Raw genomic sequence first — 15,208 nt, 5'->3', positions numbered from 1 at the left:
GATTGATGTGACGCCGGCTCAGTTGGTGAGCGCGAAGGTCTCCAGCTTCTTGGCATTGTCGCCATTGACCAGCACGCAGTCCATCAGCTGCTTTTCCTGGGCGGGAGACTTCTTGTTCTTGATGAAGTCGTCGGCCTGCACGACGGCCATTTGCGCCTGCGCGAAAGCTGGCTGCAGGACGGTCGCTTTGATGCCGCCGGAGGTGATGGAGTCGCGCACGTCGTTCGACCCGTCGAAGCCGACGACGATGACGTCCTTGCGGCCGGCGGCGGCAAGGGCTGCATAGGCGCCCATCGCCATCGTGTCGTTGCCGGAGATCACGCCCTTGATGTCGGGATTGGCCTGCAGGATCGATTCCATCTTGGAATAGGCTTCCGTCTGGCTCCAGTTGGCCGACTGCTGGGCGACCATCTTCAGGTCCGGATAGTCATCGATGACGTCGTGATAGCCCTTGGAGCGGATGCCGGCATTGGTGTCGGATTCCTTGCCGACGAGCTCGACGAAATTGCCCTTCTCGCCCATCAGCTTGACGAACTCCTGCGCGCCGAGCTGGGCGCCCTGGTAATTGTTGGAGACGATCTGCGCCACGGCAACGCCGGTGGCGTTGATCTCGCGGTCAATCAGGAAGGAGGGGATGCCGGCGTCCTTGGCCTTCTGCACGGCGGCGACGGTGGCATCGGCGCCGGCATTGTCGAGGATGATCGCCTTGGCACCTCGGCCGATCGCCGTGTCGATCAGTTCGGACTGCTTGTTGGCGTCGTCGTCATGGACCAGCACCAGCGCCTCGTAGCCGAGCTCCTTGGCCTTGGCTTCGGCGCCGACGGCTTCCGCCTTAAAGAATGGATTGTCGTGCGAGGGCGTGATGATGGCGATGAGATCCGCCGCATAGGCAGGCATCGCCGTGCCGAGCGCCAGCACGCCGGCAAAAGCCGCAAGCGTCATTCTGCGAGTGAGTTTCATGAAGTCCTCCCGTTGAAAAAACCGTGCCTCGATCGACCAAGGCCCTTGTCTGCTTTGAATTTCGTCAGGCAGTGCAGGCAGCGCGTCGCTCGGGTTTGAAAAGCCGTTCGCCGGCTTTCATCCGAACCGATCTCGCTCCCATTCCCCGCCGTCCTCCACTCGTCCCGGCTTCGAGCTCCCTGCGAAGCGTGATCGATCCGTTATTAGCTAATGCTAACTGGTATGATGAGTCAACCACTAATTCATATGATGTGTATCTGAGCGACTTCGATTGGTGTGCTTCTGACTGGCGAGAATTGGCGCAGCGCCGAGATCGACCATTTGACCCACCTCAAGTAATCCGCCGGATGCTGGCCGCGATCTCTTCCGGCTCGAAGACGCGCTTCCAGTCGTCGCGCATCAGCACCGGCTTGCCGAACTCGATAGCCTTGTTGCAGCCATCCGAGAACACGCCCTTGGTCTCGCCGAAGATGACGGCGCCGAGCACGTTCATGTGGCCGAGCAGGAAGTCGAGCGCCGCTTGCCTGTCGACGCCGCGTGCCACGACTTCGTCGAGGGCTTCCTTCATGACGACCAGCAGCGAGGCGCACACCGTCTCAGACAGACCGGGCTCCAGCAGCGCCATCTGCTCGACCGTCACGCGGTGCGAGCGCATCACCGGCGCCCAGATGATCCTGGCGATCTCCTCGCCCTTGGCGTAGTGCTCCTCCGGCCCCTGCATCAGCGCGCTGACGAAATGTTGCTTGGCTTTGACGCCGCCGAAAAAGTCCTTCTTCGCCGCCATGTCGGTCTCGTCATTGAAGATCGGCGGATGGCAGGGATGGGTGACGAAATAGGTGAGGTCCGGCCGCTTCGGCAGATGACCGGCGAATGGGGCGGCGGCATCGAGCACCACCACCATCGTGCCCGGCGCAAGCTTGCTTTCGATGCTCTCCGCCACCTTGCCGATATGCGTGTCGGGAACGGCAAGGATCACCACATCGGCGTCCTTGAGCGCCTCGTCCGCGCTGACCGCATCGAAGCCCAGTCCGGTCTTCAGCCGCTCACGGCCGGCTTCGCTGACCTCGACATGACGTATCGTGTAGGGCGAGCTGCGAAAATTGGTCGACAGGCGGTAACCCATTTTGCCGCCGGCACCGAACAGCGCAATCGTTGTCATCTGGTCACTACTCCTGATCTCTCCGGCGCTCTCGCCAATCGTCAACTTATCAACTGGTATAATCACACTACCAGATTTTGGCAATCGGATAGTGGTGAATGCGGTGCACTCATGACGGCCGCCCGGCCGTTGAGGTGGCGGCACCATCGTTGCCGGCTGGATCGGCAGCCGAGCGCCTCACAATTGCCTGCCGGCCGGCCAGCGCGAGCACGAAGATGACGACGATGCCTTGCACGATGTCTTGGGCGCCGGGAGGCAGGCCGATGATCTGCATGGTGGTGACGATCAGGATCAGCAGGATGCTGGCGAACAAGGTTCCGACAGCGGTTGCCGAACCGCCGAAGATCAGCGTCCCGCCGAGCACCACCGCGGCGATCGACTGAAGCAGATAGGGCTGCCCCATCTCCAGGAAAGCGCCGCCAATATAGGCGCCGAGCAGCAGCCCGTCGAGCGAGGCCAGCACCGAGGAGATGATGAAGGCCGACGCGATCACCGGTCCGTTCCGGATGCCAGCGAGCCTTGCCGCGGCACGGTTCTGGCCGACCGCCGACAGCAACTGTCCGAACACGGTATAGCGCAGCACGAAGGAGGTTGCTGCTACGCCGAGGATCGCGATGATGGCCATGATCGGCACGCCGGAAACACGGCCCGTCGCCAGATCCTTCAGCGCCGGGCTGACGGCGAAGCCGGGTATCGCCTTGTTCGACAGCAGCGTCGCGGTGGCCAGCACATAGCCGGTCGCCAGCGTCGCGATGATCGCCGGAATGCCGAGCCCGACGACGAGCAGTGAATTCAGCGCGCCGACGGCAAGGCCGAGCAGGACTGCTGCGACAAGGCCGATGGCAAGGTTGGCATCCTGCCCCCTGATGGTGAGCAGCGCGACAAAGGCGCTGAGCGTGATCACCGAGGCGACCGAGAGGTCGATGTTGCCGCGCCCGGTCGTCACCACGAACATCTGGCCGACGCCGACGACCGTCAGGAAAGACGCCGACAGCACGATGCCCGACAGGCTGGACAGGCTGAAGCGGTTGGTGACGACCGAAAGCACGAGCCACAGAAGCAGCACGCCGATCGCCGCCCAGACCCAGCGGTTCCTCTGCGCCCAGAGGCTGAAGGTGGCGAGCGCGTTCATTGTTCGCTCCTGCGGTCGGCGGTCAGGCTGCGCAGCGTCAAGAGCGCGACCAGGATCAGGCCTTGCGTGGCGGCGTTATAGTCGCTGCTGACGTTGAGCGTACCGAGCAGCGCACCGATTAGCGAAAGCGTCACAGCGCCGGCGACCGCGCCGATCGGCGAGATGACGCCGCCAAGAAGCGAGCAGCCGCCCATCACCACGGCTGCGACGCCGAGCAGCGTGAACGAATTGCCGGAATTGATGTCGCTCGCCGTGTTGATCGCCGTCAGCGATAGGCCGGCTGCACCCGCAAACAGCCCGGCGATCAGGTAGCGCACCAGAGCATAGCGCGTCGATGACCATCCCGAGCGGATCATCGCCGTCGGGTTGTTACCGAAGCCGCGCAGCACCACGCCGAGCGGCAGCCGGTCGATGACCAAGCTTATCAGCGCGACGGCGGCGATGAGGATGATCGACGTGGGAACGAAGCCGAGCGACCAGTTGAAGAGCGCCGACAGCCATTCCGGGCTGGCGCCGCCGGGCGTCGGCTGCAGCGCATAGCCGAGCCCGACCCAGATGAAGGAGGCGCCGAGCGTGACGACGATGGCCGGGATCTTGCGCGCCTGGATCACGCCGCCAAGCCCGGCATAGGCGGCGAGCGCTGCCACCAGTGCCAGTGCGCCGAGCCATGGCTGGTCGTAGAGCAGCGTAGCGCTGAGCACGCTGACCAGGCCGGCGAAGGCACCGACGCCGAGGTCGATCTCGCTGCCGCCGACGATGAACATCTGCGCCGCCGTCACCAGCACCAGCGACAGCGCCGGCATCAAGAGCAGGTCGAGCCCGAAGCTCGAGGCGACCGCCGGATTGGCCGCGATCATCACCGCCAGCACGGTGGCCAGCCCGATGAAGGGCGCGGCGTTCACCAGCCGTCGGGCAAGTCCGGTCTTGGCCGCGTCCTTGCGCCCGGCGCCGGCATGCTTGTGCGCCGGCTGGGTGAAGGAGGCACCGACGATGGCTGATTCCGTGATCGCCTCGCCCGAAAGTTCCCGAACGATCCGGCCGCCGGAGAAGACCAGAACGCGGTCGCAGGCGAGCAGCTCGGCATCTTCCGTCGTATGCCAGATCAGGCTGCGGCCGCCGCGCGCGATCTCGTTGCAGAGCCGGTAGAAATCCTGCTTGGTGGCGATGTCGACGCCGCGCGTCGGGTCGTCGAGCAGGATGATCGGCGTGTCTGCGACCAGCGCCCGGGCGACGAGCGCCTTCTGCTGGTTGCCGCCGCTGAGCTCGGTGATGTTGGACTGAAAGCGCTTGTCGTCGAGCCGCAGCCGGTCGGCGGCATCGGCGGCCGTGTCGCGGTTGGCGCGATCGGAAACCAACCCGAGCGCCGGGCGGCGGGCAACGGCGCCGATGCTGATGTTCCCGAGCACGCTCCACAGCGGGAACACGCCTTCCTTCTGCCTGTCGCCGGCGATGAAGCCGGCCTCCGCATGTCTTATCACCGAAGCACTCTGTCTGCGGTCGGGGCTGAAGATCGCATGCAGCAGTTCCTTCTGGCCGCTGCCTTCGAGGCCAGCCAGCCCAACGATTTCGCCGCGCACGATGTCGATGTCGCGGCCGAGCTCCGCCGTCAGCGGGCCGGCGAGCCGCACCAATATGTCCCGGGAGGAGGCGGCCGAGACTGTGTGCTGATGGACGGGATTGGCATCGCCGCCCATCAGTTGCACAAGCTTGCCGATCGAGGCATCCGCGACTTTGCCCTGCCATGCGGTGCGGCCATTGCGCAGCACCACGATTTCGGTGGCGATGTCGATGATCTCCTGCAGCTTGTGGCTGATGAAGATGAAGGCGAGGCCGGCCTTCGCCCGCTCGCGGATGAAGGTTCTCAGTTGTTTCGAACGGTCGAGGTCGAGCGAAGAGGTCGGCTCATCGAGCACGATCAGCTTGACCCCAGGCGTCGCCGCGGCGCGCGCGATCTCCACCATCTGGCGTTCGGCGATGGAGAGATGGCCGACCTCGGCGTCGGCATCGACGCCGTTGCCTGGGAAGACCGCATCGAGCGCCGAGCGGGCACGGGTGCGATAGAGCGAGCGCCAACCGGGCCGGCTTGCCGAGTCGCCGGGAGTCTCGAGAAAGAAATTCTCGGCGACGGACAGATTGGCGCAGAGCGACAGCTCCTGATGCACCATGCGGATGCCGCGCTTCTGCGCTTCGGCCGTGCCGTAGTCGGCAAAATTCACCTCTTCGCCGGCAAAAGAGATTGAGCCGAGCGTCGGCCACATCGAGCCGCACAGGATGCGCATCAGCGTCGATTTGCCAGCACCGTTGCCACCGACCAGCCCGATGATATCGCCGGCGCCGACAGAGAGGTCGATCCCCGTATTGGCGAGCGTCGGTCCGAAGCTCTTGGTGATCTGGCCGAGCGCGACGACGCTTTGCCGGATCGGAGCGATCGGCGCAGCCGCGCTCTCCTGATCGGCAACGGCAAGATGGGACATTCGTCCTCCGTTTCTTCGCAAGCGAGGATTGGGCGCGGCCATCGGCAGCGCCCGATCCATAGTCTCGTCGCGCTACTTGCTGAGCAGGTTCTGCTTCACCCAGTCCAGCGAATAGCTCGGGCTGATGATCTGGCCGCCGGGCAGCTTGGCGTATTCCTTGAGGTTGCCGGCGTCGACCGTCGCCACCGGCATGATCATCAGCTTGGGCGCCGTGGCGCCTTTCAGCAGCGACAGGCCGAGCCAGAAGGCGGCGCCGCCGATGCCGGGCGTCGTGTTCATCGACACCGTCTGGTAGCCGTTCTTGGCGTTCTCGTCGGCCCACCATTTGACGAAGTCGGTGCCGCCGCCACCCTCGATGATCGGCATCTTGCCGGCGTAGTCGCCGCCGTACTGGACAAAGGCCTGCGCGATGCCGACATCGTCACTGCCGCCCTGGCCGAGCACGGCGTCGACATGCAGCACATTGGCGATCGCCGCCTGTGCCACCGAGGCGGTCGCCTGGCCATAGACGGTCGCCACCACCTTGATGTCGGGGTATTTGGCCAACACCGACTTCTGTGCGTTGAACATGTCGTTGTCGGGTGCCGAGCCCTTGACGCCGCGCACCTGAATGACGTTGCCCTTGCCGCCGAGCATCTTGAAGACGGCCTCGGCCTGGGTTGCCTTGTAGCCCTTGAAGTCGAAATTGAGCTGGTAGTTGCAGGGCGCCGAAGCAACCGAATCGAAGGAGATGACGATGATGCCGGCTTTGCAGGCCTTTTCGATGATGCCGTTGACAGCGGTTTCCGAGGCGGCGTCGACGGCGAGCACGTCGACCTTCTTGAGGATCAGTTCGGCGATCTGGCTATTCTGCTGCGCGACCGAGCCGTCGCCGTTCATGACGATGTAGTCGGCGATTTGTCCGGCCGCCTTGGCTTCCTTGGCCGAGGCCTCGAACGCCTCCACCATCTGGTGCCGCCAGGTGTTGCCGTAGTAGGCGTTAGCCAGCGCGATGACCGGCGCGTCCGGAGACGCCATTGCCGGCAGCACGGAAACGCTTGCCAGCGCGGCGCTAGCAAGCGCCGCCACGATTGAAAGTCTCATGTTTTCCTCCCAAAAGATAGCCGAGCATGGCCTATGCTGAGAATGACGCCATGTCAGGTACACATTATACCAGCATACCAAATAGGCAAGCGTTTGCTGTTTAATCGGGTAGCCGGCTGAACAAGCGCTCTACGAGAAGCGCGTCTTCATCGCCGACGATGCCGAGCTTCTACCGCGCTACCTGCGGTTTGTGAGGGGCCTGGTCGACACCGCCGACCTTCCGCTCAACCTGTCGCGCGAGATTGTCCCAGACCGGCTTACAGGGCGGTGCGCACCTTCTGCGTGCTCCCCAATTCGGCCTGTTGCCAGCCTGCCAGTCGCCCACAAGCGGTCATTCGGACAAGTGAAATGATTTTCCCGCAAAGGAAGCATGGAGTGCGGATGGTCGGCAGTTATTTCTTTAAGCGGCGCGGCTGAAGCGATCGACCCTGAAATCATCGAGCGGCGTTTCACAGCGGTCGGTCGTGATGAGCTCGGCCATGGCGTCGCCCACGCCTGGGCCGAGCTGGAAGCCGTGTCCGCTAAAGCCGAAGGCGTGGAACAGCCCCTCCGTCGTCGCCGAGCGACCCATGACCGGCAGCATGTCCCGCATATAGCCCTCGCAGCCGCACCAGGTGCGGATGATCGCAACCTGTGCGATCGCCGGCAGGAGGCGCGCCACCGCGCGCAACTGCAACGGAAGGCGCGTGGGATCGGCGGCCGCGTGGCCGGGATCGAGGTCCACCGGCACCCTTTCGGCCGCGCCGCCGAAGACGATGTTGCCCCGTTCGACCTGGCGCAGATAGGCGCCATGGTCCTTGTCGCGCGTCCAGATGCCGACCACCGGCAGGATCCGATGCGGCAGTGGCTCGGTCACGCCCATCTGCGGGCCGCGGGCGTCGAGCGGAATTTCTTCGCCGAACTGCGCGGCGATGCGCGCGCCCCAAGCGCCGGCGGTATTGAGCAGGCACTCGGCAGCGAACGTGCCCTCTGATGTGGCGACAAGGAAACCGGAGTCGGTCCGCTCGATCCTTTCGATCTTGGCATCCTCGACGATCGCCGCGCCAAGCTTGAGGGCGGCTTCGGCGAAGGCCGGCGCGATCAGCCGTGGGTTGCCGCTGCCGTCGTGCGGCGAGAATGACGCCGCGATCGCGTCGGGACCGAGGCCGGGAAAACGGGCGCGTATCTCGCTCTGTCCGAGTTCCTCCAGTTCGAGCCCCCAGGGCCGCGCCGCCTCGGCATAAGCCCGCATGTCGGTAAGACTACCTTCATCGAAGATCAGCCGGATATGACCGCTGGCGCGGAATTCCACGTCACGGCCCAGCATCTTATCAGCCTCGCCCCACAGCTTGAGCGAGCGGTGGGCGAGCGGAAGCTGGGACAGATGACGCCCCGTGCGCCGGATGTTGCCGAAGGAGGCGACGGTGGCTCCGGTGCCGATCCGATTGCGCTCGATCAGCGTCACGCGAGCGCCGCGCCTGGCAAGGAAATAGGCCGAAGCCGTCCCCATCAATCCGCCGCCCAGCACGATCACATCCATAGTCATTCCTTGTGCACAGCGGATGATCCTTGAACGCCAATCTTGTCCGCGCCGCCGCATTGCGTCAAAGATGGGTTTGAACAAGAGCCATAAGCTTTACCTATGGAGTGGCAATGCGGGCGCGTCAGCTCGAAGTGTTCATCGCCGTCATGCGCGCGGGCACCGTGACCGCCGCGGCGCGGATGCTGAACATTTCCCAGCCTGCGCTCAGTCAGATCCTGCTTCACACAGAGGACGAACTCGGCTTCGCATTGTTCGAGCGGGTGAAGGGCCGGCTACGCCCGACTCCGGACGCTTTGGAAATATTCCCCGATGCCGAGAGGCTGTCGGCAGGGCTCGATGGGCTGCGCCGCAAGACCACGGATCTGCGACTGGGGCGCGCCGGGCTGGTGCGGGTTGCGGCGTCCCCGCCGCCGGCCATGGCGATATTGCCGCGCGCATTCACCAAATTTCGGGCACAGCATCCTGATGTTCTGCTGCGTTCCCATAGCGCCCCGATCGCCGCGATCGTCGACATGCTGCGCGCCGGCGATGCCAGCCTCGGCGTGGCCATGGACGATCGCCTACCTCCCGACATCGCGGCCGAGGTAATCGGGAGCATCGGCTTCGTGTGCCTGTTGCCCGCCGGGCACGCGTTGCAGAAGAAGACCGAGTTGACGCTAGCCGATCTCGTCGGGCAGGAGTTGATATCCTATCGCGGAAACACCCGCCCTGCCGACGAACTGGCTCATGCAGCCCGCGCGCACGGTGTCACGCTTTCGCCGTCGCTCGAGATTGACGTATCCATCTCCGCGGTCGGTTTCGTCCAGGCCGGTCTGGGCATCGCCCTTGTCGACGGGCTGCTGCCGTGGCACCAGTTCGCAGGGCTCGCCGTGAGGCCGCTTGCGGCGGGACCGGAATTTCCGATCTCGCTGCTTACCTCGCGTGCACGAGGGCTTTCACGGGCCGATGAGATGATGCGCGATGAAATCCGCGCAGCCTGTTTTGCCGTCCTGGATGAAGATCCCGCAAAAGCATAAGCAAGACTTATATCCTTGCTCATCATACATCTTGGACCCGGACCATCCAGTCGTGCCAGCTTTGGTTGGCAGACAGGAAGGGACGCATGATGAACGGTGCAATCGCTCGCGCGGCGGATGAGGTGCGGAACGAGGCCGATTGGAAGGTCGGCGTCGATATCGGCGGGACATTCATCGATTTCTGCGCACTGGAAGCCCATTCCGGGCGGGTCGCCTCGCTAAAGGTGCTGACCACGCCGGAAGACCCGGGCGCAGAATTGATGACGGGCCTCACCCTTCTCGCCGAACGCGAAGGCTTTGATCCTACCCATATGACGCGCTTCGTGCACGGCACGACCGTTGGCATCAACACGATCATCCAGCGCAAGGGCGCGCCGCTCGCGCTGTTCACCAATGCCGGCTTCGAGGACGTGATCGAACTGGCGCGGCTTCGAATGCCGGACATGTATTCGTTGTTCTGCTCGCGGCCTGACCCGCTGATCTCGCGCGACATGGTTTTCGGCATTCCGGCTCGCATGCGTGCCGATGGAAGTGAATCCCGGGCGCCGGACATGGTGGCCGTGGAGAGGGCGGTCGCGGTAGCCAAAGCGAACGGGGCGCAGGGGATCATCGTGTCCTTCCTCCATTCCTGGCGCAACGTCGCCCAGGAGGCCTCGGTGAAGGCGGCGATCACGCGTCTTGCGCCCGACCTCTTCGTCTTCTCCTCGGCCGAGGTGTGGCCGGTCATCCGCGAATACGAGCGCAGCTCGACCGCCATTCTCAATGGCTATGTCCATCCGCGCGTCTCAGGCTATCTGACGGCGCTGGAAGAGCGGCTGAAGGGCCGCGGCGTGCCGGCCCGTCCCATGCTGACGAAGTCGAACGGCGGCCTGATGAACGCCGCCGAAGGCAAACGCGCCTGCGTGAACATGTTGCTGTCGGGAACGGCCTCCGGGGTCATCGGCGCCTCGTGGCTGGCGCGTCAGGCCGGGGAGGACAAAGTCCTTACCCTCGACATCGGTGGGACCTCGGCCGACTTCGCGCTCATCATCGGTGGCGAGCCGCAGTTCGGGACCGGCGAGCTGATTGGCGAATTTCCGCTCCATATCCCTTCCGTCTCGGTGAGCTCGATCGGCGTCGGCGGCGGCTCGATCGCCAGTGTCGACGCTCAAGGGGTACTACGCGTCGGGCCGGAGTCGGCCGGTTCGACGCCAGGACCGGCATGCTACGGCCGTGGCGGCGAGCAGGCGACGGTGACGGACGCCATGGTGGTTTGCGGATGGCTCGGTCACAGCGAGATGGCCTACGGCCAGTTGCGGATCGATACTGGACTGGCGCATCGCGCGGTCGGTGACCTTGCCGCCCGGCTCGGCCGCCCGGTCGAGCAGACCGCGCAGGCGATCCTCGACATCGCGGTGTCGGAAATGTTCGTCGAGGTCGAGAAACTCGCCTCGCGGGCCGGCGTAGACCTGCGCGATTTCACGCTGATGCCGTTCGGCGGCGGCGGCCCGATGCTCGGCGCTTTCCTTGCCCGCGAGCTCGGCATGAAGCGCGTCATGGCGCCCCGCCGCCCCGGCGTAGTCTCGGCGCTGGGCGGACTGGTGGCGGATTTGCGCGGCGACTTCATTCGCACTGTCTTTACCCCGCTGTCGGCTGCGTCGCTCCCCGGGATCCGCGAGGCCTTCGAGGCACTCGCGCGTGAGGGCCGTGATTGGCTCGTGGCGCAGGGGCACGACACAGCGGCGGAACTCAATCTCTCCTGCGACATGCGCTATATCGGGCAGAGCTATGAAATCGAGGTTGTCCTTTTGCCACAATGGCTGGCGGACGGCGACATGGCCGCCATCGAGCAGGCCTTCCACCTCAGCCATGAGCGGCTCTACGATTTCCACGACCCGGACGGCGAGATCGAACTTGTGAATGTCCGGCTGTCCGCCGTAGGCGCGGGGCCGAAACTCTTCTTCCCGGAGATCGACGCGATCGAGGCTCCGGCCATTCCGGCGCGTCGGCTGCCGGTCTACACGGGCCTGAGCGTCGAGACCATCGACCTCCACGACCGGCAAGTCCTCGTGCCGGGCAGCACGTTCCACGGGCCTGCCGTGGTCGTTCAGGAAGACACCACCTTTGCCATTCCCGCGGGAACCCAGGCACGGGTCGACCGTCACCTCAACCTTCTTCTGACTTTTTCGGAGTGACGCCTTGTTTGACCGGACAAACCTTCAGGTTCTGGCGAATCATGCCCGCGCGGCCGCCGAGAACATGGCCCACACGCTGCACCGCACCGCGCACTCCGCCTTCGTCAAGGAGACGCAGGACTTCACGGTGATGCTGATGGACCGTTCAGGCGCGACCTTCGCCGTGCCGATGGAGCTCGGCGCCACCTGGTATCCGGGACTTACGTATCACCGTGCGATCGCGATGGTCGACGACTACCGGCCGGGGGACGTTGCGTTCACCAACGATCCCTATTCCGGCCACGTCGCCACGCACGCACCCGACACGCATCTGTGGAAGCCGGTTTTCGTCGATGGCGAGATCGTCGCCTGGACTGGTGGGCACATTCACAACACCGACATGGGCGGGGCAGTGCCGGCTTCGCTCAGCCGGGCGCTGACCGACATCCATCAGGAAGGGATTCGATTTCCTCCCATGAAGCTGGTGAGGGAGGGCGTCTTCGACGAGACGATCCTGCGGATCATGAGCACCAATGTGCGCAAGCCCGACCTCAACATCGGCGACATCAAGGCGCTGGTCGGCGCGCTCAACACCGGCGAGCGCAAGATCCAGGCGATGGTGAGGAAGTTCGGCAAGGCCGGTTTCGTCGAAGGCGTTTCCGCTCTTCTCGACCATGCGGAAGCGCAGGCGCGTGACGTGCTGCGCTCCATGCCTGACGGCACATGGGAGTTCGCTGACTATGCCGACGAGGATTCGGTCGAGGCCAATCCCTGTCGGCTTAAGCTGACGCTGACGATCAGGGGCGACGAGGCCGTGCTCGACTTCACCGGCTCCGATCCGCAGCTCGGCTCCTCGCTCAACGTGCCTTCGGGCGGCGACCCGCGCCACACCATGCTGCTAGTTGGCGTCTACTACGTGCTCTACACGCTCAACCCGAAGATCCTGCTCAACACGGGTCTCACCCGGCCCTTCACCTGCATCACGCCTCAAGGCTCCGTGCTGAATCCGGTCCACCCCGCTGCCGTGGGCATGCGCTCGCTCACCTGCGCCCGGCTGCGGTCGGTTATCTTCGGCGCCTTCTCGCAAGCGGTGTCGGAGCGCCTGCCTGCCGCTCCGGCCGGCAACAACTGCATCGTCAATGTCATGACCACGGACGAACGGACCAGCCGAACCGTCATCGCGGCGGTGAACCCCGTGGTGGGCGGCGGCGGCGCGATGCCGCATCGGGATGGGACCAACGGATCGGGCGCCGACGCGGCCTATCTGAAGAACACGCCGATCGAGATCACCGAGACCGAGACCCCGGTCGAATTCGTGAAATACGGGCTCGCTCAGGACAGCGGTGGCGCGGGCCGCTGGCGCGGCGGGCTGGCGACCGAGATGGCCTTCCGCGTCTTTGCCCCCGATTCCAGGATCACGGCGCGCAACCGGGACCGCAGCTTCTTCCGTCCCTGGGGCGTGTTGGGCGGCAAGGCGGCCGGCCTGTCGGACATGGTCGTCAATCCGGGGACCGAGCACGAGCGGCGGCTGGGCAACATCGACACGGCGGTCCTGCAGCCCGGCGACGTGCTCGAGATCCGCTCCGCCGGAGGCGGCGGGCGCGGCGATCCGCATCTGCGCGAGCCCTGGCGGGTCGTGCAGGATGTGCGGCGCGGCTATGTCACCGTGGCAGCGGCCGAGCGCGACTATGGCGTCGTCATGCGCGGCGGCGAGGTCGACGAGCAGGCCACGGAGCAACTGCGCGCGCGGCATAAGCCATCCGCCAGCCATTTCCATTTCGGCCCGGAGCGCGAAGGCTACGAAGCGCAGTGGACTCCGGCGGCCTATGATCGGCTCCACGCCGTGCTGGACGCCTTGCCGATCCACTGGCGGTTCTTCGCCAAGACGGAGATCTTTCGTCGAATGAAGGAGCGCTCCGGACCGGAGGGCGTCCAGGCCGCTTTCGATGCGGTATGCGAACGCTTCCCCGAGCTGCCTCGTCCAGACCCGGTGCGAGAAGCCGCGGAATGATCACCGCTGGCCGCATCGTCCGGCTGGCCGAGCGCGACCGGGCAGAGATGCCGTTTGTTCTCGACGGACAGATGCGAAGCGCGCTTGCCGGCGACACCGTGCTGACCGCCATGCTGGCGTCAGGCTACGCCTTACGAAGCTCCGAGTTCGGGCCCGAGCCGCGAGTCGGCTTTTGCCTGATGGGAGCGTGCCAGGATTGTTGGGTGTGGCAGGACGAGGGACCGCGTCTGCGCGCGTGCACAACACTTGTCGTCGAGGGCATGCGGCTGCGCACGACGCCGCCGGAGACCTGGCCGTGATCGAGACGCGAGCGCCGCGGATCGCGATCGTGGGTGCCGGTCCCGCCGGCATAAGGGCCGCCGCGACGCTGGTCGACGCTGGGCTCCACCCGGTGGTGATCGACGAAGGGCATAGCGCGGGCGGGCAGATCTACCGCCGCCCGCCTGCCGGGTTTACCCGCACGCCCGAACAGCTCTACGGACCGGAGGCGACGAAGGCGCGCGCGCTGCACGTGCTCTTCGACAAGTTGGCCGAAGAGGGACGGCTCACCCATTGCACACGTAGCTCCGTCATCGCAACGCATAAGGATCGACTGCACGTGCTGGGGGAGGGCGGCGTGCAGGTGATCAGCTATGACCGCCTGATCCTTGCTACCGGCGCATCCGACCGCGTCGCGCCTGTCCCCGGCTGGCAAAGTGCCGGCGTCTATAGCCTTGGCGCAGCGCAGATCGCACTCAAGGCGCAGGGCGTGGCCCTCGGGCGGCGTATCGTCCTGATCGGATCGGGGCCTTTGCTGACCCTGGTCGGTGCCCAACTCGTCAAGGCTGGAGCCGATGTCGCGGCAGTGCTCGACACCTCCTCCTGGCGCCAGCAACTGCAAGCATTCTGGCAGCTTGCCTCCCGGCCGGTCGTCGCGTTGCGCGGCCTGGTCCTGCGGGCGAGGCTGGGCGATCGCTATCATGCGGGTGTGACGCTGGAGCGGATCGAGGCCAACACCTCGGGCGTGGCAGCGCTGCGCTGGCGCGATGCCGGCGGCCGGGAACGTCTCACGCCTTGCGACATGATCGGCATGGGCTGGCACCTGCGGGCGGAGACGCATTTGGCCGATCTGACAGGATGCGCCTTCATCTATGACGAGCAGTGGCGGCAATGGCTGCCGAAGACGGATGAGATGGGTCGGGCCGGCAACGGCGTGTACCTTGCCGGCGACGGGGTCCGTCTGCTTGGAGCGGACGGCGCGGAGATCGCGGGACGCCTTGCCGCGGTGGCGTGCCTTTCCGATCTCGGACGTCCGGCGCCTCCCGTCAGCGCCGATCTGCGCAAGCTCGCGCGGCTCGAGCGCTTTGCCCGCGGTCTGGCTTGCGCCTTCCCCTGGCCGGACGAAATGGTGCGGGCTCTGCCCGACGACGCGATCGTCTGCCGCTGCGAAAACGTGAGTGCCAAAGCCGTGCGCGAGAGCGCGGATTTCGGCGGCGGCGAGGCGAACAGGATGAAATCCCTCTCACGCGTCGGCATGGGGCGTTGCCAGGGGCGCTATTGCCAGTTGGCTGCCGTCGAACTCGTCGCGGCGCAGGCTGGCTGCGCGCCCGATGCTGTAGGCCGGTTTCGCGGGCAGGCTCCAGTCCGGCCGGCACCAATCGCTGCTTTTCTTCGAGATGGCTGATGCGAACATCACATCGCTAACGGAGCTGGGATTCT

11 protein-coding genes and 1 pseudogene are annotated in these 15,208 nt (G+C 65.2%); 6 read left to right on the top strand and 6 right to left on the bottom strand.

Annotation, left to right across the window (positions count from 1 at the left end):
- Positions 1-18: 18 nt before the first annotated feature.
- The 5 genes from D3227_RS06315 to D3227_RS06295 all read right to left on the bottom strand — a co-directional run bounded on the left by D3227_RS06315 (position 19) and on the right by D3227_RS06295 (position 6,808).
- Entirely contained in the window at positions 19-960 is a 942-nt protein-coding gene (locus tag D3227_RS06315; RefSeq protein ID WP_120013255.1) for a D-ribose ABC transporter substrate-binding protein, read from the bottom strand.
- 331 nt (positions 961-1,291) lie between these two features.
- Positions 1,292-2,119, bottom strand: coding sequence for a phosphogluconate dehydrogenase C-terminal domain-containing protein (locus D3227_RS06310; RefSeq protein WP_120013254.1), 828 nt, complete (start codon positions 2,117-2,119; stop codon positions 1,292-1,294).
- A gap of 109 nt (positions 2,120-2,228) precedes the next feature.
- Positions 2,229-3,251, bottom strand: coding sequence for an ABC transporter permease (locus tag D3227_RS06305; RefSeq protein ID WP_120013253.1), 1,023 nt, complete (start codon positions 3,249-3,251; stop codon positions 2,229-2,231).
- Entirely contained in the window at positions 3,248-5,725 is a 2,478-nt protein-coding gene (locus tag D3227_RS06300) for an ATP-binding cassette domain-containing protein (RefSeq protein WP_120013252.1), read from the bottom strand. Before D3227_RS06300 ends, D3227_RS06305 begins: the two co-directional genes overlap by 4 nt.
- Before the next feature lie 72 nt (positions 5,726-5,797).
- On the bottom strand, positions 5,798-6,808 hold the full coding sequence (locus tag D3227_RS06295; RefSeq protein ID WP_120013251.1) for an ABC transporter substrate-binding protein: 1,011 nt from the start codon (positions 6,806-6,808) through the stop codon (positions 5,798-5,800).
- Positions 6,809-6,935: 127 nt separating this feature from the next.
- Between D3227_RS06295 and D3227_RS06290 the strand changes: the two are divergent.
- Positions 6,936-7,061 (top strand): annotated as a pseudogene (locus D3227_RS06290) (hypothetical protein); the annotation flags it as partial.
- 147 nt (positions 7,062-7,208) lie between these two features.
- On the opposite strand, the gene D3227_RS06285 reads toward D3227_RS06290, so the two are convergent.
- Positions 7,209-8,327 carry an NAD(P)/FAD-dependent oxidoreductase gene (locus tag D3227_RS06285; protein ID WP_120013361.1) on the bottom strand — a complete coding sequence of 373 codons (1,119 nt, stop codon included), beginning with the start codon at positions 8,325-8,327 and terminating at the stop codon, positions 7,209-7,211.
- Positions 8,328-8,440: 113 nt separating this feature from the next.
- On the opposite strand from D3227_RS06285, the gene D3227_RS06280 reads away from it, so the two are divergent.
- From D3227_RS06280 to D3227_RS06260, 5 genes are all read left to right on the top strand, one after another.
- Complete coding sequence (locus D3227_RS06280; protein ID WP_120013250.1) at positions 8,441-9,346, top strand: LysR family transcriptional regulator; 906 nt, start codon at positions 8,441-8,443, stop codon at positions 9,344-9,346.
- 89 nt (positions 9,347-9,435) lie between these two features.
- Positions 9,436-11,520: a hydantoinase/oxoprolinase family protein gene (locus D3227_RS06275; RefSeq protein WP_120013360.1), complete on the top strand. Its 2,085-nt coding sequence runs from the start codon at positions 9,436-9,438 to the stop codon at positions 11,518-11,520.
- 4 nt (positions 11,521-11,524) lie between these two features.
- Entirely contained in the window at positions 11,525-13,510 is a 1,986-nt protein-coding gene (locus D3227_RS06270; protein WP_120013249.1) for a hydantoinase B/oxoprolinase family protein, read from the top strand.
- Positions 13,507-13,809 carry a (2Fe-2S)-binding protein gene (locus D3227_RS06265; protein ID WP_120013248.1) on the top strand — a complete coding sequence of 101 codons (303 nt, stop codon included), beginning with the start codon at positions 13,507-13,509 and terminating at the stop codon, positions 13,807-13,809. The genes D3227_RS06270 and D3227_RS06265 overlap by 4 nt, the downstream gene beginning before the upstream one ends.
- Positions 13,806-15,173, top strand: a complete 1,368-nt coding sequence (locus tag D3227_RS06260) for an FAD/NAD(P)-dependent oxidoreductase (protein ID WP_120013247.1) — start codon at positions 13,806-13,808, stop codon at positions 15,171-15,173. Before D3227_RS06265 ends, D3227_RS06260 begins: the two co-directional genes overlap by 4 nt.
- The last annotated feature ends 35 nt before the right edge of the window (positions 15,174-15,208 follow it).

Source organism: Mesorhizobium waimense (assembly GCF_003601975.1).
In the GTDB taxonomy this organism is placed as follows: Bacteria; Pseudomonadota; Alphaproteobacteria; order Rhizobiales; family Rhizobiaceae; genus Mesorhizobium; species Mesorhizobium waimense.
This window is presented reverse-complemented; position numbering and strand designations above follow the sequence as displayed.

What these genes read in the sequence shown, in the direction of transcription:
- D3227_RS06285 (WP_120013361.1), bottom strand. Translation starts at nt 8,327, where the DNA reads ATGGATGTGATCGTGCTGGGCGGCGGATTGATGGGGACGGCTTCGGCC.
- D3227_RS06265 (WP_120013248.1), top strand. Translation starts at nt 13,507, where the DNA reads ATGATCACCGCTGGCCGCATCGTCCGGCTGGCCGAGCGCGACCGGGCA.
- D3227_RS06310 (WP_120013254.1), bottom strand. Translation starts at nt 2,119, where the DNA reads ATGACAACGATTGCGCTGTTCGGTGCCGGCGGCAAAATGGGTTACCGC.
- D3227_RS06305 (WP_120013253.1), bottom strand. Translation starts at nt 3,251, where the DNA reads ATGAACGCGCTCGCCACCTTCAGCCTCTGGGCGCAGAGGAACCGCTGG.
- D3227_RS06280 (WP_120013250.1), top strand. Translation starts at nt 8,441, where the DNA reads ATGCGGGCGCGTCAGCTCGAAGTGTTCATCGCCGTCATGCGCGCGGGC.
- D3227_RS06315 (WP_120013255.1), bottom strand. Translation starts at nt 960, where the DNA reads ATGAAACTCACTCGCAGAATGACGCTTGCGGCTTTTGCCGGCGTGCTG.
- D3227_RS06300 (WP_120013252.1), bottom strand. Translation starts at nt 5,725, where the DNA reads ATGTCCCATCTTGCCGTTGCCGATCAGGAGAGCGCGGCTGCGCCGATC.
- D3227_RS06295 (WP_120013251.1), bottom strand. Translation starts at nt 6,808, where the DNA reads ATGAGACTTTCAATCGTGGCGGCGCTTGCTAGCGCCGCGCTGGCAAGC.
- D3227_RS06275 (WP_120013360.1), top strand. Translation starts at nt 9,436, where the DNA reads ATGAACGGTGCAATCGCTCGCGCGGCGGATGAGGTGCGGAACGAGGCC.